At 62.4% G+C, this 24153-nt stretch carries 21 protein-coding genes; 11 read left to right on the top strand and 10 right to left on the bottom strand.

Annotated features, from left to right (window positions below; all coding sequences use genetic code 11):
* Nucleotides 1-16: 16 nt before the first annotated feature.
* Together def and AC3WS7_RS02085 are read left to right on the top strand one after the other, a co-directional pair.
* Nucleotides 17-556 carry a peptide deformylase gene (gene def / locus AC3WS7_RS02090; protein ID WP_296466313.1) on the top strand — a complete coding sequence of 180 codons (540 nt, stop codon included), beginning with the start codon at nt 17-19 and terminating at the stop codon, nt 554-556.
* Between the two features lie 154 nt (nt 557-710).
* Entirely contained in the window at nt 711-2342 is a 1632-nt protein-coding gene (locus AC3WS7_RS02085) for a diguanylate cyclase domain-containing protein (RefSeq protein WP_492655210.1), read from the top strand.
* Here the strand turns inward: AC3WS7_RS02085 and AC3WS7_RS02080 are convergent.
* Both AC3WS7_RS02080 and map read right to left on the bottom strand, forming a co-directional pair.
* The gene (locus AC3WS7_RS02080) at nt 2332-4929 is read right to left on the bottom strand and encodes a [protein-PII] uridylyltransferase (protein WP_492655209.1); all 2598 of its coding nucleotides are present in this window, start codon (nt 4927-4929) and stop codon (nt 2332-2334) included. The genes AC3WS7_RS02085 and AC3WS7_RS02080 overlap by 11 nt on opposite strands.
* A 13-nt stretch (nt 4930-4942) precedes the next feature.
* On the bottom strand, nt 4943-5752 hold the full coding sequence (gene map, locus AC3WS7_RS02075; RefSeq protein ID WP_296466304.1) for a type I methionyl aminopeptidase: 810 nt from the start codon (nt 5750-5752) through the stop codon (nt 4943-4945).
* Nucleotides 5753-5849: 97 nt separating this feature from the next.
* On the opposite strand from map, the gene AC3WS7_RS02070 reads away from it, so the two are divergent.
* Nucleotides 5850-6371, top strand: coding sequence for a DUF2059 domain-containing protein (locus tag AC3WS7_RS02070; protein ID WP_492655208.1), 522 nt, complete (start codon nt 5850-5852; stop codon nt 6369-6371).
* 39 nt (nt 6372-6410) lie between these two features.
* Here the strand turns inward: AC3WS7_RS02070 and AC3WS7_RS02065 are convergent, their stop codons facing one another.
* Nucleotides 6411-6911: a response regulator gene (locus tag AC3WS7_RS02065; RefSeq protein ID WP_492655207.1), complete on the bottom strand. Its 501-nt coding sequence runs from the start codon at nt 6909-6911 to the stop codon at nt 6411-6413.
* A 211-nt stretch (nt 6912-7122) separates the two neighbouring features.
* Here AC3WS7_RS02065 and purL point away from each other — a divergent pair, with 211 nt between their 5' ends.
* The 4 genes from purL to AC3WS7_RS02045 all read left to right on the top strand — a co-directional run bounded on the left by purL (nt 7123) and on the right by AC3WS7_RS02045 (nt 12529).
* Nucleotides 7123-11148 carry a phosphoribosylformylglycinamidine synthase gene (gene purL / locus AC3WS7_RS02060; protein WP_492655206.1) on the top strand — a complete coding sequence of 1342 codons (4026 nt, stop codon included), beginning with the start codon at nt 7123-7125 and terminating at the stop codon, nt 11146-11148.
* A gap of 73 nt (nt 11149-11221) precedes the next feature.
* Nucleotides 11222-11533, top strand: a complete 312-nt coding sequence (locus AC3WS7_RS02055) for a hypothetical protein (protein WP_492655205.1) — start codon at nt 11222-11224, stop codon at nt 11531-11533.
* A 133-nt stretch (nt 11534-11666) separates the two neighbouring features.
* Nucleotides 11667-12305: an NAD(P)H-dependent oxidoreductase gene (locus AC3WS7_RS02050; RefSeq protein WP_296466492.1), complete on the top strand. Its 639-nt coding sequence runs from the start codon at nt 11667-11669 to the stop codon at nt 12303-12305.
* Nucleotides 12302-12529, top strand: coding sequence for a hypothetical protein (locus AC3WS7_RS02045; protein ID WP_296466291.1), 228 nt, complete (start codon nt 12302-12304; stop codon nt 12527-12529). Before AC3WS7_RS02050 ends, AC3WS7_RS02045 begins: the two co-directional genes overlap by 4 nt.
* A 24-nt stretch (nt 12530-12553) precedes the next feature.
* Here AC3WS7_RS02045 and AC3WS7_RS02040 read toward each other — a convergent pair whose 3' ends face one another.
* Nucleotides 12554-14575, bottom strand: a complete 2022-nt coding sequence (locus AC3WS7_RS02040; RefSeq protein ID WP_492655204.1) for a peptidase U32 family protein — start codon at nt 14573-14575, stop codon at nt 12554-12556.
* A 52-nt stretch (nt 14576-14627) separates the two neighbouring features.
* Between AC3WS7_RS02040 and AC3WS7_RS02035 the strand changes: the two genes are divergently transcribed.
* Nucleotides 14628-15836, top strand: a complete 1209-nt coding sequence (locus AC3WS7_RS02035; RefSeq protein WP_296466284.1) for an MFS transporter — start codon at nt 14628-14630, stop codon at nt 15834-15836.
* Nucleotides 15833-16558, top strand: coding sequence for an acetyltransferase domain-containing protein (locus AC3WS7_RS02030; RefSeq protein ID WP_492655203.1), 726 nt, complete (start codon nt 15833-15835; stop codon nt 16556-16558). Before AC3WS7_RS02035 ends, AC3WS7_RS02030 begins: the two co-directional genes overlap by 4 nt.
* Here AC3WS7_RS02030 and AC3WS7_RS02025 read toward each other — a convergent pair.
* The 6 genes from AC3WS7_RS02025 to AC3WS7_RS02000 form a co-directional block, all read right to left on the bottom strand.
* A complete protein-coding gene (locus AC3WS7_RS02025; protein WP_492655202.1) occupies nt 16555-17316 on the bottom strand; it encodes a FliA/WhiG family RNA polymerase sigma factor in 762 nt (253 codons plus the stop codon). The genes AC3WS7_RS02030 and AC3WS7_RS02025 overlap by 4 nt on opposite strands.
* A 76-nt stretch (nt 17317-17392) precedes the next feature.
* Nucleotides 17393-18175: a peptidylprolyl isomerase gene (locus tag AC3WS7_RS02020; protein ID WP_296466276.1), complete on the bottom strand. Its 783-nt coding sequence runs from the start codon at nt 18173-18175 to the stop codon at nt 17393-17395.
* Between the two features lie 21 nt (nt 18176-18196).
* Nucleotides 18197-18490 carry a BolA family protein gene (locus AC3WS7_RS02015; protein ID WP_492655201.1) on the bottom strand — a complete coding sequence of 98 codons (294 nt, stop codon included), beginning with the start codon at nt 18488-18490 and terminating at the stop codon, nt 18197-18199.
* Nucleotides 18487-19041: a septation protein A gene (locus AC3WS7_RS02010; protein WP_492655200.1), complete on the bottom strand. Its 555-nt coding sequence runs from the start codon at nt 19039-19041 to the stop codon at nt 18487-18489. Before AC3WS7_RS02010 ends, AC3WS7_RS02015 begins: the two co-directional genes overlap by 4 nt.
* The gene (gene msrB, locus AC3WS7_RS02005; RefSeq protein ID WP_296466267.1) at nt 19038-19445 is read right to left on the bottom strand and encodes a peptide-methionine (R)-S-oxide reductase MsrB; all 408 of its coding nucleotides are present in this window, start codon (nt 19443-19445) and stop codon (nt 19038-19040) included. Before msrB ends, AC3WS7_RS02010 begins: the two co-directional genes overlap by 4 nt.
* A 34-nt stretch (nt 19446-19479) precedes the next feature.
* The gene (locus AC3WS7_RS02000; protein WP_492655199.1) at nt 19480-20964 is read right to left on the bottom strand and encodes a protein adenylyltransferase SelO; all 1485 of its coding nucleotides are present in this window, start codon (nt 20962-20964) and stop codon (nt 19480-19482) included.
* A gap of 129 nt (nt 20965-21093) precedes the next feature.
* Between AC3WS7_RS02000 and AC3WS7_RS01995 the strand changes: the two genes are divergently transcribed.
* Together AC3WS7_RS01995 and AC3WS7_RS01990 are read left to right on the top strand one after the other, a co-directional pair.
* Nucleotides 21094-22722, top strand: coding sequence for a 3-(methylthio)propionyl-CoA ligase (locus AC3WS7_RS01995; RefSeq protein ID WP_492655198.1), 1629 nt, complete (start codon nt 21094-21096; stop codon nt 22720-22722).
* Nucleotides 22723-22828: 106 nt separating this feature from the next.
* Nucleotides 22829-24061 carry a branched-chain amino acid ABC transporter substrate-binding protein gene (locus AC3WS7_RS01990; RefSeq protein WP_492655197.1) on the top strand — a complete coding sequence of 411 codons (1233 nt, stop codon included), beginning with the start codon at nt 22829-22831 and terminating at the stop codon, nt 24059-24061.
* Nucleotides 24062-24153 lie beyond the last annotated feature (92 nt).

Raw genomic sequence — 24153 nt, 5'->3', positions numbered from 1 at the left:
GACCGAGGAAACAACCATGAGCGTTCGTGAAATTTTGAAGATGGGCGACCCGCGCCTGTTGCGCACAGCGCAGCCGGTGACAGACTTTGACAGCGATGCCTTGCATCTGCTGATCACCGACTTGCTGGACACCATGCGCGCGGCCAATGGGGCCGGACTGGCAGCACCGCAGATTGGTGTGGACTTGCAACTGGTAATTTTTGGCTCCAACGAGCGCAACCCGCGCTACCCGGACCGCCCCAGCGTGCCTCCCACCGTGTTGTGCAACCCCATCATCACGCCGCTGGGCGAAGCCGAAGAGAGTGACTGGGAAGGCTGCCTCTCGGTACCCGGCTTGCGGGGTATGGTGCCGCGCTGGTCGCACATCCGCTACACGGGTTTTGACCCGTATGGCGACCCGATCGACCGCACGGTGGAGGGCTTCCATGCCCGCGTGGTGCAGCACGAGTGTGACCACCTGTGGGGCAAGCTCTACCCCATGCGGATGCGCGACTTTAGCCAGTTTGGCTACACCGAGGTGCTGTTCCCCGGGATTGCGGCGGCAGAGGACGATTGAGGCCCTTGATTGCTATTGAATTGATAGCTATTCGCGCATATTCCATAAGGGCTGAGGAACTAAAACACCCTAAAACTGCGGGTTTGTATCGGGGTGGCGTGCGGTCGCATTCAGCGCTAAGCTGGAGTTCCATGAAGAACTGTGTGTTCACGCCATGCGCACTCCCATTCGCCTACTGATGGCCGGTCTGGGAATTGGCCCCCGGATCGTGCTGGTTTTTGTCCTCGTGTTTGGGTGCATGGGCAGCGTTGGCTTGCTGCTGATGCGCAACAGCCTCTTGCCCACCTTTGACAGCATGGAGCACAGCTTTGCCCAAGAGGGTGCCAAGCGTGTGGTCAGCCTGTTTGACCAGGAGATGGTCAGCGTCGGCAACCAGAACCGGGACTGGGCCTTCTGGGACGATTTGTACCAGCACATGCAGCGCCCCAACCCGGTGTTTGCACGCAGCAACCTGGGCGCTGAGGCCATGCAGAGCTCCAGCCTGCACGCCATCATGTTGGTGGACCTGCAAGGCCGCGTGGTGGGCTTTGGGCCCCGCGCCTTTAGCGGTGGGGCGCAGGCGCAGGCACAAGACCTGGTGGCCCCCTTGTTGCAGCGCTGGGCCCGCTTTCCGGTGCAACCGGGGGTCACCGAATGTGGGATGGCACGTGTGGCCTACGCCTTGAATGCGGTGTGCTGGACCGGCATTGTGCAGAGCAATGGCAAGGGACCGGCCGTGGGCACGGTCGTGATGGCCCGGGAGCTGGATGCCCACACGCTGAAGCACATGGCCCAGTTTGCCGGGGTCACGTTTACCCTGGAGCAGTTGGGTGCCAACCACACGTCGGCCCCCTTGCCCGGCATGTTGACGTGGGAGCTTCCGGCCCTGCAGTACCTGCCCAAGAGAGAACTCTATGCAGAGTTTTCGAAAGACGCCATGGCCATGCAGTACCTGCTGCGGGACCTGAATGACACCCCGCTCTCGTGGGTGCGCATCCGCATGCACCGTGAGCTGATGGAGCAGGGGCGGCGCGTGGTGGTGAATGTGCTGGTGCAGTTGGCGGTGTTGGCGGTGGCCACCGGGCTGGTGCTCCTGATGACGGTGCACTGGTGGCTGGTGCGGCCGATTGCCCGCTTGCGTTCGGCGGTGGCCGACGTCAGTGCAACACGGCGCTGGGATCAGACCCTGGCCTATGAACGGCCCGATGAAATTGGGGCGCTGACGCAGGGCATCAACAGCCTGCTGGCGGTGCTGCACGAGCAGGTGGGCGTGCTGGAAACGTTGTCCAGCACCGATGCGCTGACGGGCATTGCCAACCGTCGCCAGTTTGACGAGCGACTGGCCCATGAGCTGGTGCGGCTGGGTCGGCACAGTGCACCACTGTCCCTGCTGTTGCTGGATGTGGACCACTTCAAGCTCTACAACGACCACTACGGCCACCCGGCGGGGGATGCGGTGTTGCGCCAGTTGGGCGGGCTGCTGCGGGCGAGTTGCCGCCAACAGGATTTGCCTGCCCGTTTGGGAGGGGAAGAATTTGCCCTGCTGCTGCCCGACACCGCGGCAGCCGGTGCTGCGGCCATGGCCGACAAGGTCATGAAGGCGCTGGCTGCCCTGGCGATTGGCCACGAGCGTTCGCTCACCGCACCCCATGTCACCGTGAGCATTGGCATCGTGACCTGGTCCGAGGTGCTGGACGGGGGCGCCGCCGAGCTGTTTGCCCAGGCCGACAAGGCCCTCTATGCGGCCAAACACAGCGGGCGCCAACGGGCCTGCGTGTACGGAACGCCCGCCGTGCCTAAGCTTTGAGGGCGTCCAGCAGCTCGGTCTCGATGTCGATCTGCGCACGGTTGTGCTGTAGCTGCGGGCCGTGGATCAGGAAGGTGTCTTCCACGCGCTCGCCCAGCGTGGCCACCTTGGCCAACTGCACCACAATGTTATGGCGCGCCAGCACGCGGGCAATGCTGTAGAGCAGGCCCAAGCGGTCGCTGGTCGAAATGTTGAGCAGCCAGCGCTGGGCTTTTTCATCCGGTTTGAGCGACACACGTGGTGCGATGGGGAAGCTCTTGACCCGGCGTGACACCCGGCCCCGGCTGGGCGCGGGCAGGGGGCCGGCCTCGGCTATGGCTTGGGCCAGACCGGTTTCCAGCAGGCTGGTCATCTCGCGGTAGTGCTCGTCCATGTCCGCCGTGGTGACGACCTGGAAGGTATCCAGGGCGTAACCCTTGTGCGTGGTGTGGATGCGGGCGTCCAGAATGCTGAAACCACCCTGGTCAAAGTAGCCGCAAATGCGGGCAAACAGGTCTGGCTGGTCTTGTGTGTAGACCAGCACCTGCAAGCCTTCACCCACGGGAGAGCGGCGGGCCCGCACGATCGGTTGGTCGGTGGCCACATGGCGCGACAGCTGTTTGGTGTGCCAGGCGATATCGGCCGCGTCGTGGCGCATGAAATAACTCACGTCCAGCGTGTCCCACAGCGGCTTGTGGGCCTCAAACGGCATGGCATAGAGCGCCACCATCACCAGCGCTTCGCGTTTGCGCAGCTCCACCTCGGCATCGGCATCGGGGGCGCGGCCGCCCAAGGCGCGGGCCGTGTACTTGTACAGGTCTTCCAGCAGCTTGCCCTTCCAGGCATTCCACACCTTGGGACTGGTGCCGCGGATGTCGGCCACGGTGAGCAGGTACAGCGCCGTCAGGTAACGCTCGTTGCCCACGCGTTTGGCAAACCCGGCGATCACCTCCGGGTCGGACAAATCAGACTTCTGCGCAATGCGGCTCATGGTCAGATGTTCGCCCACCAGAAATTCGATGAGCCGGGCGTCTTCGGTGGCAATGTTGTGTTGCTTGCAGAAGCGGCGTGCCTCCACAATGCCCAGCTCCGAATGATCGCCCCCACGGCCTTTGGCAATGTCGTGGAACAGTGCCGCCACGTACAGAATCCAGGGCTTGTCCCAGCCTGAGGCCAGTTGCGAGCAAAACGGGTACTCGTGCGCATGCTCCCCCATGAAGAAGCGCCGCGCATTGCGCAGCACCATGAGGATGTGCTGGTCCACCGTGTACACATGGAACAGGTCGTGCTGCATCTGCCCCACGATCTTGCGGAACACCCACAGGTAGCGGCCCAGCACCGAGGTCTGGTTCATCAGCCGCATGGCGTGGGTGATGCCCTCGGGCGCTTGCATGATCTGCAGGAAGGTGCTGCGGTTGACCGGGTCGCTGCGGAACTTGGCGTCCATCAGGTCGCGTGCGTTGTACAAGGCGCGCAGTGTCCGGGCTGACAGGCCTTTCACGCCCACGGTCGTCTGGTAAACCAGAAAGGTTTCCAGAATCGCATGGGGGTTGCGGCGGTACAGGTCGTCGCTGGCCACCTCGATCATGCCGGCCTTGTCGTTGAAGTGGTCATTGATGCGGCGCGGCGCATGGGTGGAGGGGTTGAGCCGCTCCTCAATGTTCAGCAACAAAATCTGGTTGAGCTGGGTCACCGCCTTGGCCGCCCAGTAGTAACGCTTCATCAGTGCTTCGCTGGCGCGCACCATATTGCGTTTGTTGGGTTCGGAGGCCAGGGTGACGTAGCCAAACGACTCGGCCACGGCGGTCTGCATGTCAAAAATCAGGCGGTCTTCGCGGCGGTTGGCAATCAGGTGCAGGCGCGCGCGGATCAGCAGCAGCAGGGTCTCGTTGCGCTGAATCTGCTTGATCTCGAAATCGGTGGCCAGGCCACAGGCAGCCAGGGCCGCCCAATCATTGCCGTAGCCCGCCGCCTTGGCCACCCACAGAATGACCTGCAGGTCGCGCAGGCCACCGGGCGACTCCTTGCAGTTGGGTTCCAGGGAGTAGGGGGTGTCTTCAAACTTGGTGTGGCGCTGGCGCATCTCCAGCGTCTTGGCCACAAAAAAGGCCTTGGGGTCCATGGCCGCAAAAAAGGCCTGCTGGAACTGGGCCACCAGCGCCTGGTTGCCGGTGATGAGCCGACACTCCAGCAGCGCGGTCTGCACCGTCACGTCCTTTTCGGCCTCGGCCAGGCAGTCGGCCAGGGTGCGCACGCTGGAGCCAATCTCCAGGCCCACGTCCCAGCAACTGCCGATGAAGGCTTCGATCTTCTTCTGCAGCTCGGGGTCGAACTCGGGCGACTGGCCGTTTGGCAACAGCACCAGCACGTCCACATCCGAGTGTGGGAACAGCTCGCCGCGTCCAAAACCGCCCACCGCGAGCAGCGCATAAGGCTCGCCCAAGCCGGCCTGTTGCCACAGGCCCACCAGCACACTGTCGGTGAGCTGCGACATGCGCTGCAGCACCTTGCGCACGGCGCGGCCGGTGGATTGGGGGGCCGCAATGGTTTGCAGCAACTGCGCTTTGTGCGCGCGGTACTCGGCGCGCAGGGCCTGCAGCTCGGTCATGGGCTTGTAAAAATCAGGCGTTCACAAAGTCTGGTGTGGCGGGGCTGCCGCTGGAGAGCGTCATCACCTCGTAGCCGGTGGGGGTGACCAGCACGGTGTGTTCCCACTGGGCAGAGAGCGAGCGGTCTTTGGTGACGATGCTCCAGCCGTCCTTTTCGGGGCCGTCCTTGATGTCCTTGCCGCCGGCGTTGATCATGGGCTCGATGGTGAATGTCATGCCTTCGACCAGCTTTTCCAGCGTGCCAGGGCGGCCGTAGTGCAGCACCTGGGGCTCTTCGTGGAAGATGCGGCCGATGCCGTGGCCGCAGAACTCGCGCACCACGCTGAAACCATGGCCTTCGGCGAATTTCTGGATCGCATGGCCAATGTCACCCAGGTGGATGCCGGGTTTGACCATCTTGATGCCGTGCCACATGGCGTCGTAGGTGATGGCGCACAAGCGCTTGGCGGCAATCGAGACCTCACCCACCATGAACATGCGGCTGGTGTCGCCGTGCCAGCCGTCTTTGATGACGGTGACATCGATGTTGACGATGTCGCCTTTTTTAAGCTGCTTGTCGTTGGGGATGCCGTGGCAAACCTGGTGGTTGACCGAGGTGCAGACGGACTTGGGGTAGGGGATGTTGCCACCGCCGGTGTAATTGAGCGGGGCGGGGATGGCGCCTTGCACCTGGGTGATGTAGTCGTGCGCCAGCTTGTCGATTTCGTTGGTCGTCACGCCGGGTTTGACGAAGGGGGTCAGGTAGTCCAGAACTTCGGAGGCCAGTTTGCCCGCCACGCGCATGCCTGCAATGCCGTCGGCGTCTTTGTAGGTGATAGTCATGGGGCGAGATTATCCCAGACCCGACGCCGCCTAGCACGGCCAAGGGGTTCCTGCGCCCACTTTGACGCTAGCATTGACCGTTTCCAGGGAGAACACCATGAAACGCTTTTTTCTTGCATCGCTGCTGACACTCTGCGCTTGGTCTACCCACGCAGCGCCCCCGACACCCGAGTCCATCGAGATACTGCTGAGCCTGGTGCAAGCAGACAAAGTCATGGATGGCATCAAGCCGCAGGTTCATGTCGCCATGAAAACCAGCATGGACCAAGCACTGAAGGGCCGCAAACCTACTGCCGAGGAACAAAAGGTGCTCGACGCCTACCTGCTCACGGCGACGCAGATCGTGAATGAAACCTTGACGATGGAACGCATCAAGCCCTTGCATTTGCAGCTCTACGGCCAGCATCTGACCCAGGAAGAGGTCGACGGCATGATCACTTTTTACCAAAGCCCGGTGGGCAGGTCGATGGTGACCAAGATGCCACAGATCATGCAAGGTGTGATGGCGGCCTTGCCGTCCCTGATGGCGCCCATGCAGGAGAAGTTGCGCCTGGCCGGGGAGCACATGGTGCGCGAGCTGGTCGCACTACAGAGAAAAGCGCCCCAAACCAATCTTTGAGCCTATCCCGCAAGACTCCGCCCCAGGCCCCCCCGGGGATCAGGTAGATGACAGCGGCGCGGGCATGGTCATGGGGGTTTTGCGGCGCGGCACGTGCTGTTCGTCCAGCAGCCGTTCGATGCGCTCAAACACCTCCAGCCGTGAGAACGGTTTCTTCATGAAGTCGTCTGCACCGATGGCGCTGCCAAAGAACTGCTCGGTGGCCTGCTCGTTGCCGCTGATCATGATGACCGGGATGGAGCGGGTCAGCGCATTGCGGCGCAACACCCGCAGTGCCGAGAATCCGTTCATCTGCGGCAGCACGATGTCCAAAAAAATCAGGTCGGGCGGATCGGCCATCACCATGGCCAGGCCGTTTTCCGCATCTCCGGCAATGCGCACATTCAGGCCAATACTTTGCAAAATCTTGCGCAGTGCCGCACAGACGGTGGCGGAGTCGTCGATGACAACGATGCGCAAATCGGGGCGGGCATTGAGCCGCGGGCGCCCCCGCCGTTCGGGCAATTGCCCTGTGGGGTCAACAATGGGCAAGGCTGCCACGGGCGTGGGGGGGGCCTGAAAAAGATTGCGAAATTTGCTTAAAAGCGCCACGGGCAATTCTCCGGTTTGCGGTGCGGGCCTGCGCCCGCGGCAAATTGTGCGCCCAAGAAGGACATCCTGTCGCGCCAAAGGCAGCCGCACAGCCAGTTAAAATCGCCGCTCACCCATCCAGCCCTGCCGGGCGACGCTTCATCTTTCCTAGGCCACCACTGTGACCCTGCACCTGACCTCTTTTGAGGGCGGCAACGCCCTGAGCAACTTCCGTGTTCAACAGCTTTTGCCGCAATTGCAGGGCATTCACGACAAAATTTCGGGCATTTCGGCCCGTTTTGTCCATTTGGTGGCCACCGAGACCGCCTTGGACCAGTCGCTGGCGGACAAACTGGCCGCCTTGCTGACCTATGGCGATCCCTACGCCGGCCCCACGGACGGCGCCAGCATCGTTGTCAGCCCCCGTTTTGGCACGGTGAGCCCCTGGGCCTCCAAGGCCACCGACATTGCCCACAACTGCGGTTTTGCGGTCAAACGCATCGAGCGCCTGGTCGAGTACCGCCTCACGCTCAAGAGCGGCCTGCTGTCCAAGACAGCCCTGAGCGCGGATGAACTGCAGAAAGTTGCCGCGCTGCTGCACGACCGCATGACCGAAAGCGCCATGCTGGACCGTGCCCAGGCGCAAGAGTTGTTCAATGCGCTGCAGCCCGCACCCATGGACCATGTGGATGTGCTGGGTGGTGGCAAGGACGCACTGGTCAAGGCCAACACCCAGTTTGGCCTGGCCCTGGCCGCTGACGAGATTGACTACCTGGTCAACGCCTTCACCACGCTGGGCCGCAACCCGACCGACGTGGAGCTGATGATGTTCGCCCAGGCCAACAGTGAGCACTGCCGCCACAAAATTTTCAACGCCGAGTTCACCATTGACGGTGTGGCGCAGGACAAGAGCATGTTCGGCATGATCCGCAACACGCACCAGTTGCACCCCCAGTACATGCTGGTGGCCTACTCGGACAATGCCTCCGTGATGGAGGGTGTGGAAGTCGAGCGATTTGTAGCAAAATCGGCCTCTGGTTCGCGTGAAATAAGCGCGGCCAGCTATGAAAAACGTAGCGAAACCAATCACATCCTGATGAAGGTGGAAACCCACAACCACCCGACCGCCATCTCCCCGTTCCCCGGCGCCTCCACCGGCGCAGGCGGTGAAATCCGCGACGAAGGTGCCACTGGCCGCGGCTCCAAGCCCAAGGCAGGCCTGACCGGCTTCACCGTCTCCAAGCTGTGGGGCAGCACCATGGGCAAGCCGGAGCACATTGCCAGCCCGCTGCAAATCATGGTCGAAGGCCCATTGGGCGGTGCGGCCTTCAACAACGAATTTGGCCGACCCAACCTGCTGGGCTACTTCCGCGAATACGAGCAGACCGTGGCGAGTGACGTGGATACCGTGCAGCGCGGCTACCACAAGCCCATCATGATTGCGGGCGGCCTGGGCATCATCGACGCGGGCCAGACCCACAAGATCGAATTCCCTGCCGGCAGCCTGCTGATCCAGCTGGGCGGCCCCGGCATGCGCATCGGCATGGGCGGCAGCGCCGCCAGCTCCATGGCCACCGGCGCGAACGCGGCCGAGCTGGACTTTGACTCCGTGCAGCGCGGCAACCCCGAGATCGAGCGCCGTGCGCAAGAGGTGATTAACCAGTGCTGGATGCAGGGCGACCAAAACCCCATTCTGGCGATCCACGACGTGGGCGCCGGTGGTTTGTCCAACGCCTTCCCTGAGCTGACCAATGACGCAGGCCGCGGTGCACGTTTTGATTTGCGGGCTGTGAAGCTCGAAGAGTCCGGCATGGCGCCCAAGGAAATCTGGTGCAACGAGAGCCAGGAACGCTATGTGATGGCCATCGCCCCCGAGTCGCTGGCGCAGTTCACGGCGCTGTGCGAGCGCGAGCGTTGCCCGTTTGCGGTGATTGGGGTGGCAACCGAAGAGCGCCAGCTGCAACTGGTGGACGAGGGCGCAGAGTCGCCTGTCGATATGCCCATGAACGTGCTGCTGGGCAAGCCGCCCAAGATGCACCGCGACGTCAAGACGGTTGCGCGTACCTTCAAGCCATTGGACCTGACCGGTGTGGACATCCAAAAGGCCGTGATCGACGTGCTGGCGCACCCCACCGTGGCGTCCAAACGCTTCCTGATCACCATTGGCGACCGCACTGTGGGTGGCCTGACGCACCGCGACCAGATGGTCGGCCCCTGGCAGGTGCCGGTGGCGGACTGTGCGGTCACCTTGGCCGACTTCAAAGGTTTTGCGGGTGAAGCCATGTCCATGGGAGAGCGCACGCCGCTGGCCGCGCTCAACGCACCCGCATCGGGCCGCATGGCGGTGGCCGAAGCCATTACCAACCTGCTGGCTGCGCCCATCGAGCTGCCCCGCGTGAAGCTGTCTGCCAATTGGATGGCCGCCTGCGGCGAAGCCGGTGAAGACGCGGCGCTGTACGCCACGGTCAAGGCCGTGGGCATGGAGCTGTGCCCAGCCTTGGGCATTTCCATTCCCGTGGGCAAGGACTCCTTGTCCATGCGCACGCAGTGGAAAAACGAAGGCGCCGACAAGAAGGTCACATCGCCCGTCTCCCTGATCGTGAGCGGCTTCGCCACGCTGCAAGACGTGCGCGGCACGCTGACGCCACAGCTCAATGCCACAGAAGATACGACTCTGGTGCTAGTGGACTTGGGCAAGGGCCAGCACCGCATGGCCGCCAGCATCCTGGCGCAAACGCTGGACCAGACCGGCGACACCGTGCCCGATCTGGACGATGCCAAGGACCTGGTGAACCTGGTGAACGCCGTGAACGCGCTGCGTACCAAGGGCCAAGTGCTGGCCTACCACGACCGCGGCGACGGCGGCCTGCTGGCCACCGTGGCCGAAATGGCCTTTGCCGGCCGTGTGGGTGTGGCACTCAATGTGGACATGCTGGTCACCGAAGGCGACGGCATCTCCGACAGCCGCATGGATGTGGGCGACAGCAAAAACTGGGCAGGGCAGGTGGGCGCCCGCCGTGAGGAGCTGACGCTCAAGGCCCTGTTCAGCGAAGAGCTGGGCGTGGTGCTGCAGGTGCGCACATCTGAACGCTCCGACGTCATGGCCACCTTGCGCGAGCATGGCCTGTCCAAGTTCAGCCACTTCATCGGCAAGACGCGTCCTGCCACCGATGCCATTGCCGCAGGCAAGGGCGAGCTGCAGATCTGGCGCGATGCCAAGAGCATCTTCAGCGCCAAACTGGCCGACCTGCACCAGGTCTGGGACGCCGTGAGCTGGAAGATTGCCCAGCAGCGCGACAACCCTGTGTGTGCCGATGCCGAGCATGCCGCGGCGGGTGCCGAGAACGACCCCGGTCTGCATGTTTACATGCCAAATAGTGCTCTAGCCCTCATGGAATCTGCGCAAGCAGCTACTAAAAACGTAGCGCCTGCCATTCTGGGCAGCCGCCCCAAGGTCGCCGTACTGCGCGAGCAGGGCGTCAACTCGCATGTGGAAATGGCCTACGCCTTCACCGAAGCCGGCTTTGAAGCCTACGACGTGCACATGACCGACCTGCAGACCGGCCGCGCCAAGCTGGCCGACTTCAAGGGCGTGGTGGCCTGCGGTGGTTTCAGCTACGGCGACACGCTGGGTGCTGGCATTGGCTGGGCCCGCAGCATCACGTTCAACGACGTGTTGGCTGACCAGTTCAAGGCCTTCTTCGCCCGCCAGGACACCTTTGGCCTGGGCGTGTGCAATGGCTGCCAGATGTTTGCCGAGCTGGCCGACATCATCCCCGGCGCGCAAGACTGGCCACGCTTCACCACCAACCAGAGCGAGCGTTTTGAGGCACGCCTCGCGCTGGTGGAGGTGCTGGAGTCGCCCAGCCTGTTCTTCAAGGACCTGGCCGGCATGCGCCTGCCCATTGCGGTGGCGCACGGCGAAGGTTTTGCCAACTTCAAGTACCGCGGCAACGCGGACAAAGCCATTGCTGCCATGCGTTATGTGGACAACACTGGTGCGGCCACCGAGGCCTACCCGTTCAACCCCAACGGCAGCCCTGGCGGCCTGACCGCCGTTACCACGGCCGACGGCCGCTTTACGGCCATGATGCCGCACCCCGAGCGCGTCTTCCGCAACGTGCAGATGAGCTGGACCTCGCTCGACAAGAGCGAACTCAGCCCCTGGATGCAACTCTGGCGCAATGCGCACAAGTGGGTGGCGTAAGCACTTTGAACCCTTGGAATTAACCGCCGTTCGCCGCTTCTCTTATCTGGTCCCAGCCCTAGGGGTTGGGGCCTTGGGTGCATACACCGCCATCTCATGGTGGGCCTTGGCCATGGTGTTGGGCGGCGTGATGTTTGCGTGGGATTGGTTGTGGGGTGACGCTCATCTGCTGCAAGCGCGTGTGGGCTGCTTGTTTATTGCCGCCGGTACCGCAGGCTTGTTGGTGTCCTATCTGTTGGCACAGCGTTTGGGCCTGGGGGTGGCAGAGTTTCTGGCACTGGCCTCCGGGACAGCGCGCAGGGTCCGTTGGCTTTACAACTTGCCAGCCATCTCGGTGGGGGTGATGGTGTACGGTGCGCTGATTCTCAGCAAGGCCGACCGATAACACTTTTTTTGTACTCTCGCATGGCGACGGGAAATGCGGTGTGACTAACTCCGTGAATTGCAACACGTGGCCTTGCAATCTAGCAAAGTCCCCCAAACTCTGCCCCCTTAGCAACCAATTTATGCGACGCACTATGTCCGACCTGATCAGCAAACTGCAATGGCGCTACGCCACCAAGAAGTTCAACCCCGCCAAAGCGGTGCCCCAAGAGAAAGTGGACCGCATTCTGGAAGCCATTCGCTTGACCGCCACCTCCAGCGGCTTGCAGCCTTACGAGGTGTTTGTGGTGACCAGCAAAGAGGTGCGCGAAAAGATCAAGCCCATTGCCTGGAACCAGGAGCAGATCACTGACGCCTCGCACCTGCTGGTGTTTGCCGCCTGGGACAACTACACCGTTGAGCGTATCAACACCATGTTTGACCTGGTGAACGCAGAGCGCGGCTTCAAGAACGAAGGCTGGGAAAACTACCGCCAGATGCTGCTGGGCACCTACCCCCAGCGCGATGCCGAAGTGAACTACCAGCACACCGCACGCCAGGCCTACATCGGCCTGGGCACCGCACTGATTGCGGCGGCCGAAGAGCAGGTGGATGCCACGCCCATGGAAGGTTTCGATCCCAAGGCGCTGGACGAAATCCTCGACCTGCGCGCCCGTGGCCTGCGTAGCGTGGCGATTCTGCCGCTGGGCTACCGTGCGGATGAAGGCGACTGGCTGCAAAACCTGAAAAAAGTACGCCGTCCCCGCGACCAATTCATCACCGAAGTCGCATGATCCACTGGCGCCGCCTGATCCAGCCACGCAAACTTGCGTTCTGGCTCATGCTGGCGTTGAACGCGCTGTCCACCGCTCTGATGTGGATCGTGCAGCGCTACCCACTCACCCCGCTGGCCAGCCTGGTCATCGGGGTGTTTGCCTTGGGGAATGCCTGGTTGGGCTTGCGATTGGCTTGGCGCTTGTTGTCCACACCGCCGGAACCGCCAAAGCCAAGCGCCTGAGGTTCAAACCCGAGCCCCCAAAGCTCAGTGCCCAAACTCCTGCCCTGTGCGAGGCCGGGTTTTGTGAAAGGTCATGGGTACGGCCCGGGCCGCCTCCAGTTCCTGGCGACTCTGGTTGGCCACGCTGGTCTTCATCTTGCCCACCACGTGCATTTCGCAGGGCTTGCAGTCAAAGCGCAGGGTCAGTTTTTCTTTGCCGTTGATGAGCTGCAGTGGCTCGGCCTTGACCTGGCCCTGCACACCGGTCACGCCCTTGGCCTGCTTGGGGCACAGGCTCAGCGAGAAGCGCACACAGTGCTTGGTGATCATCAGGCTGACCTCACCCAGCTCCTCCACCGCCTCGTAGGCCGGGGCAATAACCTTGACACCGTGTTTGGCATAAAAGCCGTGTGCGGCCTGGTTAAACACATTGGCCAGATAACTCAGGGTGTCTTCCGGGTAGGCCACGGGTGGCGACACCGGCACACCAGGTGCCAGCCGCACAAAGCCGGCGGCACGGGCACGCTCCAGCGCTTCTACGGCCTCACGGCGCAAGGGGTTCAGCACCGATGCAGGCACAAACAGGCCGCTAGCCCCCGTCACATCTGCGGAAATTGCTTCAAAAATCGTAGCGCCCAACTTGCTGATCTGGGTGCGGTTGCTGGCATCGGCCGCCGCGGCGTCGTTGGCACGTTCAGCCGGCAGGTCGGTCTGGGCCGTTCCCACAAACCCGTCTTCGTCCGTGCAGGTGAGGGCAATGCCCCGTGCCGTCTGCTGCAGTGTGGCCCAGACACCGATGCGGCGCTCGCTGCTCTTCTTGTCCAGTACCCGGGTCCAGTTCACATCGCGGTTGCGGTTCACCTCCACGCCCTTGCGCAGGTCTTTCAGGCCCGGCACCGGGTCTTTGGGGAAGACGCGCCACAGGCCCTTGGCGGCGTTGAGGGCTTCGGCACGGTTGATGGCCAAACCCACCAGTTCCTTCTGCAAGTCGTAGTAGCACAGGCCGTCACCGTTGCTCAGCGCCTGGCTGGGGGCATTCAGTTCCAACTCCACGCTGTCAGCGTTGACCTTGCGCACATAAGCAATGGCCTGGCCCGGGTTCTTGGGGCTGTCAAAGGCGCCGATGTCGATCTGCCGACCCTGCACAAAATAGTCCGTGAACTCCCGGTTGAAGTTCTGGTTGGGGTCCGGCTCGAAGCTAAACGTCGTGGTTCCGCTGCTGCTGCGGGCCAGCGGTTGGTCAGAGTCTTGGCGGTCTTCGATCAAGCGGTCCAGCAGCTTGCGGTAATGGGCGGTGATGTTCTTCACATAACCCATGTCCTTGTAGCGCCCCTCGATCTTGAAGCTGCGGATGCCTGCATCCACCAGCGCGGCCAGGTTTTCGCTCTGGTTGTTGTCCTTCATGGACAGCACATGTTTGTCATGCGCCACAAAGCGCCCCTTGTCGTCCACCACCTGGTAGGGCAGGCGGCAGGCCTGGCTGCATTCGCCGCGGTTGGCGCTGCGCCCGGTATGGGCGGCGCTGATGTAGCACTGGCCGCTGTAGGCAACGCACAGCGCGCCGTGGATGAAGAACTCCAAGGTGCATTTTTCAGGGTCGGTGGCGGCACGGATGGCGGCAATTTGCCTAGCCGTCAGCTCGCGTGCCAGCACGATTTGGCTGAGGCCCACGTCCTGCAAAAAGCGCGCCTTTTCGGGCGTGCGGATGTCGGTCTGGGTACTGGCGTGCAGCTGGAGAGGCGGCATGTCGATGGCCAGCAGCCCCATGTCCTGGACGATCAGCGCATCCACCCCGGCCTCATAGAGCTGCCAGGCCTGTTGGCGTGCCGGCTCCAGCTCGTCATCGCGCAGGATGGTGTTCATGGTGACGAAGATGCGGCTGTTGAAGCGGTGGGCATGCTGCACCAGACGGGCAATCTCGGCCACGCTGTTGTCGGCGCTGCTGCGCGCCCCAAAACCGGGGCCTCCGATGTAGACCGCATCGGCGCCGTGGTTCACGGCTTCGATGCCGATCTCTGCCGTGCGCGCAGGGGCCAAAAGTTCGAGTTGAAAATCTTGCAAGGACATGGGCGCAATTATCCCAGCCTCGCACCCCAGGCGGTACACTGCGGCGCTTCCCATGGCCCAAGTTCCCTCTCCCGTTTCCTCTACCCGTTGGCCCCGCGTGGCCGTGCTCTGGTTCAGCGGCATTTTGGCCGCCATGCAGTTCGCCAAGATTGCGGTGGCCTTTGTCGAGCTGCAGCGCCATTACGCGGCCAGCGCCGCTAGCATGGGCTGGGTGCTGTCCACGGTGGGCATGGTGGGGCTGCTGCTGGGCGTGACCATGGGGCTGCTCGCCCCGCGCATCGGCTACCGGCGCCTGCTGGTGGGTGGGCTGGGCTTGGGCGCACTGCTGGCCCTGGCCCAATCTTTCCTGTTGCCCTTGCCCTGGTTTTGGGCCAGTCGCGTGTTCGAAGGGGCTTCGCACCTGGCCGTGGTGGTGGCTGCGCCCACGCTGATGGCGGCCAGCGCCGCGCCGCAGCACCGGGCCATTGCCATGGGCTTGTGGAGCACCTTTGTCGGGGTGGCCTTTGCCATCACGGGGGCCGTGGGCCTGCCTTTTATTGCCAACTTTGGCCTGTCGGCCCTGTTCCAGGTCCACGCGCTGGGTCTGGCGGTTGTGGCCATGGCGGTGCTGCTGTTGTTGCCTGCCGATGTGTTGCGCCAGCGCAGCCCGCACGCCGGGCTGCCGTCCCACCATGGGTACGCACTGTTGCGCCAGCACGTGCACATTTACACGCGTTGGACCACCGCTTTGCCAGGCCTGTGCTTTTTGGGCTACACGGGCATGGCCGTCGCGCTGCTGACATTTTTGCCCCAGCAGGGCGGGGCAGACCGCGCCTGGCTGGCCGCGGCCCTGCCGCTGACCGGCGTGGCGGGCACGTTTTGCGCGGGCTGGATTGCGCAGTACTGGTTGTCGCCACTGCGCCTGGCACGTTGGGCCTTTGTGGCGGTCGGTGTGAGCGGTCTGGCTTGGGGTGTGGGGCTGTGGTTCGGTTGGTGGGTGGCACCGGTGGCGCTGGTGCTGATGTTTGCCGCGGGCCTGTCGGGTGGCAGCTCGTTTGCGCTGATTCCTTTTTTGAATGAAGAACCCGCCCAGCAGGCGCGCGCCAACGGCGCCGTGGCCCAGTTGGGCAATCTGGGAGCCACCTTGGGCCCTCCCTCCTTTGCGCTGGCCATCAGCGGATGGGGCGGGGCGGGTCTGGCGCTGTGCGTGTTGCTCTGTGCCAGTTTCGGGCTGTCACTCAGTCTCTGGGGCGCCACCCTGCACAGGCGGGGTGCCGCGTGAAACCGCAGCGCCATGCGGGTGTGGATGTGCTGCGCGGCGCGGCCTTGCTGTGGATGACGGCCTATCACTTCTGCTTCGACCTGAACAACGCGGGCCTGATCCGGCAGGATTTTTACACCGACCCAGTCTGGACCTGGCAGCGTACCGCCATCCTGAGTCTGTTTTTGCTGTGCGCCGGGGCCGGGCAGGCCCTGGCTGCCGAGCGGGGGCAGCCTTGGCTACAGTTCTGGCGCCGCTGGGGGCAGATTGCACTGTGCGCGCTGCTGGTCACGGCGGGTTCTGTGCTCATGTTTCCCAAGAGTTACATCTACTTCGGGGTGCTGCACGGCATGGCCGTCATGCTGCTGCTTGCGCGGCTGACGGTGCATTGGGGCCGCTGGCTCTGGTGGCTGGGAGGGTTGGCCATTGCTATGAAATATGTAGCTGCTTACGCAATGGATGCGGGCGCCATACCCCTTTTCTTCAATGAAAAGGGACTCAACTGGCTGGGCCTCATTACCACCAAGCCGCAGACCGAGGACTACGTTCCCTTGCTTCCCTGGTTGGGCGTGATGTGGTGGGGTCTGGCCGCCATGCAATGGTGGCTGCGCCAACCAGCGTCCGGCCCGGCCTGGACGCCGCCGCCAGCCTTGCGTCCGCTGGCCTGGCTGGGCAACTGGAGTTTGAGCTACTACATGCTGCACCAGCCGGTGTTGCTGGGTTTGCTCTGGGTATTGGCCTAGCGCTGCGCGCGGCGTGGCCGCAGCAGCTGTTGGCGTTGCTCGGCATCCAGCAACTGCGCGCGCAGGCCGGCAATGGCGCTGGTGTGAAGCTGGGATACGCGGGATTCGCTCAGGCCCATGCGGGTGCCAATCTCGTGCATTTTGTATCCCTCGGCGTAATACAGGCTGAGCACTTCCTGCATCTGTCCGTTGAGTGTGGCTAGGCTGTTGGCCAGTGCCTTGCGAAACACGGAGCGTTCCAGCATGACCAGCGGGTCCGCATCGCTGCCTGCACACTGGTCCAGGTAGCCACGCAAGTCGGCGTTCTCGGTCAAGTCGTCCAGCGACACCAGCCAATAGCCATGGGCCTGCTGCAAGAGCTGGCGGTAGTCTTCCAGCGGCATGTCTATGTCCTGTGCCACTTCGCCTTCGACCGGCGCGCGGCCCAGTCGGTGGCCCAGGCGTTGCAGGGCCTGCTCCACCTCGCGCATGCGTCGGCGCACCAGGCGGGTGGCAGGGTCCAGCGCACGCAGGCCGTCCAGCATGGCGCCACGGGCGCGCCGGGCCAGGTAGTGTTCAAACTCGGCGCCCGATGTCTCCCGTGTGGTGCGGATGATGGCGTCGATCAGCCCCAACATGCCGTCCTGCACCAGATCGTCGGTCAGCACATTGGGTGGCATACCCTGGGCCACAGAGCGCGCAATACGCCCCACCAGCGGGCTGTGCTGCTGCACAAGTTGCTGCTGTTCCGGGCGGCTGAGGTCAGGTTTGCGGCTCATGAAAAAATGATGGGCAAAGAAAAAGCGCGGCCGGGGCCGCGCTTGGACTGTACTGCTTCGTCGAAAGGCCGGGGATTTATTCGACCTTGGCCTTGGCGCGCAAGTCTTCCTGGAACTTGCTCATCTTCTGCTGCTGCAGTTGCTGGGCAATTTGGGGCTTCACGTCGTCCAGCTTGGGCAGCTGGCTTTCGCGGATGTCTTCCAGGCGGATGATGTGGTAACCGAACTGGGACTTCACCGGGGTGTCGGTGGTCTTGCCCTTGGCCAAGGCCACCAGCGCGTCCGAGAACTCTTTCACGTAGTTGCTGGGGTTGGCCCAATCCAGGTCACCGCCGTTGGCGCCGGAGCCGGGGTCCTTGGATTCTTTCTTGGCGATGTCTTCAAACTTGGCGCCCTTTTTCAGGCGGGCGATGATGGCTTTGGCCTGCTCTTCTTTTTCCACCAGGATGTGGCGGGCACGGTATTCCTTGCCGGCGTTGGCTGCGGCAAACTTGTCGTACTCAGCCTTGACTTCCTCGTCGGTGACGGGGTTCTTTTTCTGGTAGTCGTTGAACAGCTCGCGGATCAGGATGGACTGGCGGGTCAGTTCCAATTGGTTCTTGTAATCGTCGGTTGCGTCCAGACCGCGGGCCTGGGCTTCCTGCACGAAGATTTCGCGGGCGATGATTTCTTCTTTCAGCTGGCCTTGCATTTCGGGCGTCACGGGACGGCCGGAGCGCTTCACCTGTTCGGCCAAGGCATCTACGCGGGACTTGGGAACGGCCTTGCCGTTCACGATGGCGATGTTCTGGGCCATGGAGACCGACGCGACGCTCAATAGCGCAGCGGCGGCCAGGGCGGACAAAATGTGCTTCTTCATACCGGTTCCTTCAGGGATGCATTAAATGGGGGTGCTGCCAGAGGGCGAGTCTTCGGCCTCAATGGCCAGGGCATGCAGGCCCTGATCAATGAAATCTTGCAGCGCATCATACACAAGGCGATGCCGTGCTACGCGGCTCTGGCTTGTAAACAATGGTGAAGCGATTCGCACCCTGAAATGGGTGCCAAAACCGGTGCCGTTGGCCCCAGCGTGGCCCGCGTGTTGGTGGCTTTCGTCCATCACTTCCAGGTGGGTGGGGGCCAGGCGTTCCTGCAAACGCGCTTGCAGGTGCGCGGCGGTGGGGGTGGTGCTCATGGTGCGGGTTTGTCCTGGGATGCTTCGTCACCCTTGAGGTAGGGCGAGATGTAGATGCCCTGCCCGATGATGAAAACCAGCGGGAATACATAGCCCCAAAGTTTGAAGTTCACCCAGGTCTCGGTGCTGAAGTACAGCACCACATAGGCGTTGATGGCGGCCATGAACAGGGTGTAGGCAATCCACGCCACGTTGAGCTTGTGCCAGATGCTGTCGGGCAGCTCCAGCTGGCTGCCCAGCAACAGCTTGAGAAAGTTCTTTTTCAGGCCCCACACGGCCACAGCGAGTGCGATGCCCATCACGGTGTAGAGCACGGTGGGCTTCCATTTGATGAAGCGGTCGTCATGCAGGGCCAGTGTCATGGCGCCAAATCCCAAAATCAGCACCAGCGTGATCTTGTGCATCATCTGGAGCTTGCGGTCCATGGCGTAAATCACCGCCATTTGCAGCACGGTGGCCCCCATCAGCACCGCGGTGGCTACATAGATGTCGTAAAACTTGTAGGCGCCGACGAACAGCAGAATGGGAAAGAAGTCGAGAAAGGTTTTCATGCGGGTGTGAAGTGTAGCGAGGCCGAATTCATGCAGTAGCGCAGGCCGGTTTCGGTCGGGCCATCGTCAAACACATGGCCCAGGTGCGCGCCGCACTGGCTGCACACGGTCTCTACGCGCACCATGCCGTGGCTGCGGTCGGTAATCTCGGTGATGGCGCCGGGCACGGCCAGCGAGAAGCTGGGCCATCCGCAGTGCGCGTCAAATTTGGTGCCGGAGTCAAACAGCGTGTTGCCACAGCAAATGCAGTGGTAGCTGCCGTCGGCCCATTGGCGTTCGTACTTGCCACTGAAAGGGCGCTCGGTGGCGGCGTGGCGCGTGACCTGGAAGGCCGCGGGCTCAGCGCCCTTTTCAGCCAGCACGGCTTGCCATTCGGCGTCGGTTTTGGTGATGGGGTAGGGCATGGGACGTCTTTCAAAAAGAGGAACAGGCAGGGGGCTAGGAGCTGCAGCTGATGGCGATGCTGCCCGCCCAATCCGGCGGAAAGTCGGCCCAGGCTGCGTGCTCTGGATGTTCGTCGAACGGATGCTCCAAAACTTTCAAGAGATCGGCGACCACGCTGAAATCCTTGCGCTTGGCGGCTTGGATGGCTTCTTCGCCCAAATGGTTCCGCAGCACATACCTGGGGTTGATTTTTAGCATCAAATCGGCCGCTAGGCCGCGTGGAATATCCGCAAGCAGCTCTGAATACGATAGCAGCCAGGCATCCAGGCCGGCCCGATCCAGGAACAGGTCGCGCACCGAGGCATCGTCTGCACGCTGCTCACGCGCCCAGTGGCTCAGGCGGCGCCAGAAGATGGTGAAGTCCACCTTGTCGGCCGCCAGCAGCTTCAGGATGTCCTCAATCAATGGGCGGTGTGCCTCCTGAAGGTCCGCAAAGCCCAGCTTGGCCGCCATGCGCTGGGCAAACGCCAGCGGGTAGATGGCTTTGAAGGTCTCCAGTGCGGCAATGGCCTGCTCCTGCTCCGCAATCAGCGGCATCAGCGCCTGGCCCAAACAGAACAGGTTCCAGTACACCACGTTCGGCTGTTTGTAGAAGGCGTAGCGGCCCTGGTGGTCCGAGTGGTTGCAGATGTGGCCGGGATCGTAGGCGTCCATGAACTGGAAGGGGCCGTAGTCAATCGTCAGCCCCAGGATGCTCATGTTGTCGGTGTTCATCACACCATGACAAAAGCCCACGGCCTGCCACTGCGCCACCATCTGCGCGGTGCGCTCGGTCACCGCGGCCAGCAGGGCCACATAGGGGTTGCCGCCCCAGCGTGCATCGGCGCGGCAGGCCGGGTAATGGTGGTCAATCACAAAGTCGGCCAGCACCTTGAGCTGTTCGTGGTGGCCATGGTGGCAAAAATGCTCGAAGTGGCCAAAGCGGATAAAACTGGGCGCCAGGCGGGTGACCACCGCAGCCGTTTCCATTTCCTCACGTCGCACGGGGGCGTCCGAGCCTGTGACGCAGAGGGCGCGCGAGGTCGGAATGCCCAAGCCATGCATGGCTTCGCTACCCAAAAATTCGCGGATGCTGCTGCGCAAAACGGCACGGCCATCGCCCATGCGGGAGAAGGGCGTCAGCCCGGCCCCCTTGAGTTGCAGCTCCCAGCCTGGAGTTTCGCCCAACAGGATGGCACGGCCATCACCCAGCTGGCCGGCCCATTGGCCAAACTGGTGGCCACTGTAGACACTGGCCAACGACAGGCCGCCGGCCAGCGGCCGGTTGCCGGTGAAAGCCTGTAGCGCGTCGTCTGACTGCAGCTTTTGTGAATCCAAACCCAGGGCCCGGGCGGCACTGGCGCTGCGGCCCACCCAATAGGGTGCGGGCAATGGGGTAGGGGAGAGTGCGGCGTAGAAGTCTTCGCCCAAGCTGGCAAAGCGATTGACCCAGGGCAGTCCCACATCCAGCGGGTCACCCAGATGTGACGAAATAGGCATGGATGAATTGTCCCGCATATGACTAATGCTGGCCTTTTTCAGGGGCTTGGTGGGATTACCATGCGGCGACGCGTAGGCGACACCCGGTCGTGGCGCGCAGCAACATTCGAATAATTCCAGAGGTGACCCATGTTAGGTTTGATGCAAAGCCAGCAGCTGCTGATTTCTACCCTGATCGATTTTGCGGAGCGCCACCATGGCGAAGGCGAAGTGGTATCGCGTCGCGTGGAGGGTGACATCCACCGCACCACCTACAAAGACATTGCCGTGCGGGCCCGCAAAGTGGCCAACGCCTTGGACCAGATGGATCTCGCGTTCAGCGACCGCGTGGCCACGCTGGCCTGGAATGGCTATCGCCACCTTGAGCTATATTTTGGTGTGAGCGGCTCGGGCCGCGTGCTGCACACGCTGAACCCACGCCTGCACCCGGACCAGATTGCCTGGATTGCCAACCACGCAGAAGACCAGGTGCTGTGTTTCGACATGAGCTTCCTGCCCATCATCCAGGCTGTGCACAGCCGCTGCACCACGGTGAAGCACTGGATTGCGCTGTGTGATGCCGACAAGCTGCCTGCCGACATCGGCATCCCGGGTCTGCAAAGCTACGAAGCCTGGATGGGCAAGCAACCCGAGCAATACACCTGGCCCGAGTTTGATGAAAACTCGGCCTCCAGCATGTGCTACACCAGCGGCACCACAGGAAATCCCAAGGCCGCGCTGTACAGCCACCGCTCCACCATCCTGCATGCGTTCTCCGGTGCCTTGCCCGACGCATTGAACATGAGTGCCCGCGATGCTGTGCTGCCCGTGGTGCCCATGTTCCACGTGAATGCCTGGGGCCTGCCGTATTCGGCCGCCATGACGGGCGCCAAGCTGGTGTTTCCCGGCCCCGCCATGGACGGCAAGTCCATCTTTGAGCTCATCGAGTCCGAGAAGGTCAGCTTTGCCGCTGGGGTACCCACTGTGTGGCAAATGATGCTCGCGCACATGCAGTCAGCCAACCTCAAGTTCTCCACCCTCAAGCGCACGGTGATAGGTGGCTCCGCCTGCCCGCCCGCCATGATTACGGCGTTCAATGACGTCTACGGTGTCGAAGTGCTGCACGCCTGGGGCATGACCGAGATGTCGCCCCTGGGAACCGTGTGCACGCTCAAGAACAAACACCTGAGCATGGACTCGGCTGACAAGATGAACGTGCGGCTCAAGCAGGGCCGCGGCATCTACGGCGTGGACATGAAAATCGTGGATGAAATGGGGAAGGAGCTTCCCTGGGATGGCAAGGCCTACGGTGACTTGCTGGTCAAGGGCCCCTGGATCATCAGCGAGTACTTCAAGGGCGAGGGTGGCTCTCCGCTGGTGGATGGCTGGTTCCCCACTGGCGATGTGGCCACCATCGACCCCGATGGCTATATGCAGATCACCGACCGCAGCAAGGATGTGATCAAGTCCGGTGGTGAGTGGATCAGCTCGATTGATGTGGAAAACATTGCCATGGCGCATCCCGCTGTGGCCATGGCCGCGTGCATCGGCATGAAGCATCCCAAGTGGGACGAGCGGCCCATCATTGCTGTGGTGAAGAAGCCCGGCAGCGAGGTGACACGCGATGAACTGCTGGCCTTTTACGAAGGCAAAACGGCCAAGTGGCAGGTGCCTGATGATGTGGTGTTTGTCGACACGATTCCCTTGGGGGGCACCGGCAAGATGCAAAAGAGCAAGTTGCGCGAAATGCTGAAGGACTACCGCCTGCCCATGCTCTAAAAATGCGTGCAGTCGCATGGGCGATAGCTCTTGGGGGAAACCCTTGCGCTGCACTGCACAAACAAATGTACGCTGCGCAGGCTTGAGTTTTACAGGAGACAACACCATGAAGAACACGCTCAAATTCATCGCCGCAGCGACCCTGGTGGTCTGCGCCCAGCAGGCCGTCGCACAAAAGGGCGAGACCGTCAAGATTGCCTGGATTGATCCGCTCTCCGGACTGATGGCGCCCGTGGGCACCAACCAGCTCAAGAGCTTCCAGTTCTTCGCTGAAAAGTTCAGCGCCAACAACCCCGCAGGCGTCAAGTTCGAGGTCATTGGCATCGACAACAAGCTCAGCCCCACCGAGAGCCTGAACGCACTCAAGTCGGCGCTGGACCAAGGCGTGCGCTACATCACCCAGGGCAACGGCTCTGCAGTGGCCGGTGCCCTGATTGACGCCGTGGCCAAGCACAACGAACGCAACCCCGGCAAGGAAGTCCTCTTCCTGAACCACTCGGCCGTAGACCCCGATTTCACCAACAGCAAATGCAACTACTGGCACTTCCGGTTTGATGCAGACACCTCCATGAAAATGGAAGCCATGACCACCTTCATGGCGGACAAGAAGGACGTCAAGAAGGTGTACCTGCTGAACCAGAATTACTCGCACGGCCAGCAAGTGTCCCGCTACGCCAAGGAGACCCTGGCCCGCAAGCGCCCCGATGTCCAGATCGTGGGAGACGATCTGCACCCATTGGCCCAGGTGCGGGACTTCTCGCCCTACATCGCCAAAATCAAGGCATCCGGCGCCGACACCGTGATCACCGGCAACTGGGGCTCGGACCTGGCCTTGCTGGTCAAGGCCGCCAACGAGGGCGGCTACACCGGCAACTTCTACACCTACTACACCGGTGTGAGCGGCACGCCCACCGCCCTGGGCACCAACTCGGCCGGCCGCGTGTACCAGATCGCTTACAGCCACTACAACATGGGCGGCCAGATGGACAAATGGACCGCCGACTTCAAGGCCAAATTCAACGACGATTTTTATACCGGCTCAGTCATCCACATCTACACCGCGCTGGGTGAGGCCATGGCCAAGGCCAAATCTACCGACCCGGTGAAAGTGGCCGCGGCGCTGGAAGGCATGAAGTTCAAGAGCTACAACGGCGACGTGGAAATGCGCAAAACCGATCACCAACTGCAGCAGCCCCTGTACCTGACAGTCTGGCAAAAGGCGGACAAAAAGTACCCCTACAGCCCGGAGAACACCGGCATGACCCTGGCTCCGGTCAAGACCTTCGAGTCCTATGTATCCAGCACGCCCACCAGCTGCCAGATGAAGCGCCCCGGCTGAGCGACCATTGGCGCAACGTCAGCAGGCCCGACCCGGTCTTCCTAGTCGGGCCTTTTTTTGGGTGGGTGCCCGCTGCACCCGCCTTGCCTTGA

The sequence above is a fragment of the Rhodoferax sp. EU05-FHT12H12 genome, assembly GCF_058791215.1.
The sequence above is the reverse complement of the archived record's forward strand: the minus strand, read 5'-3'. Positions and strand labels throughout refer to the sequence as shown.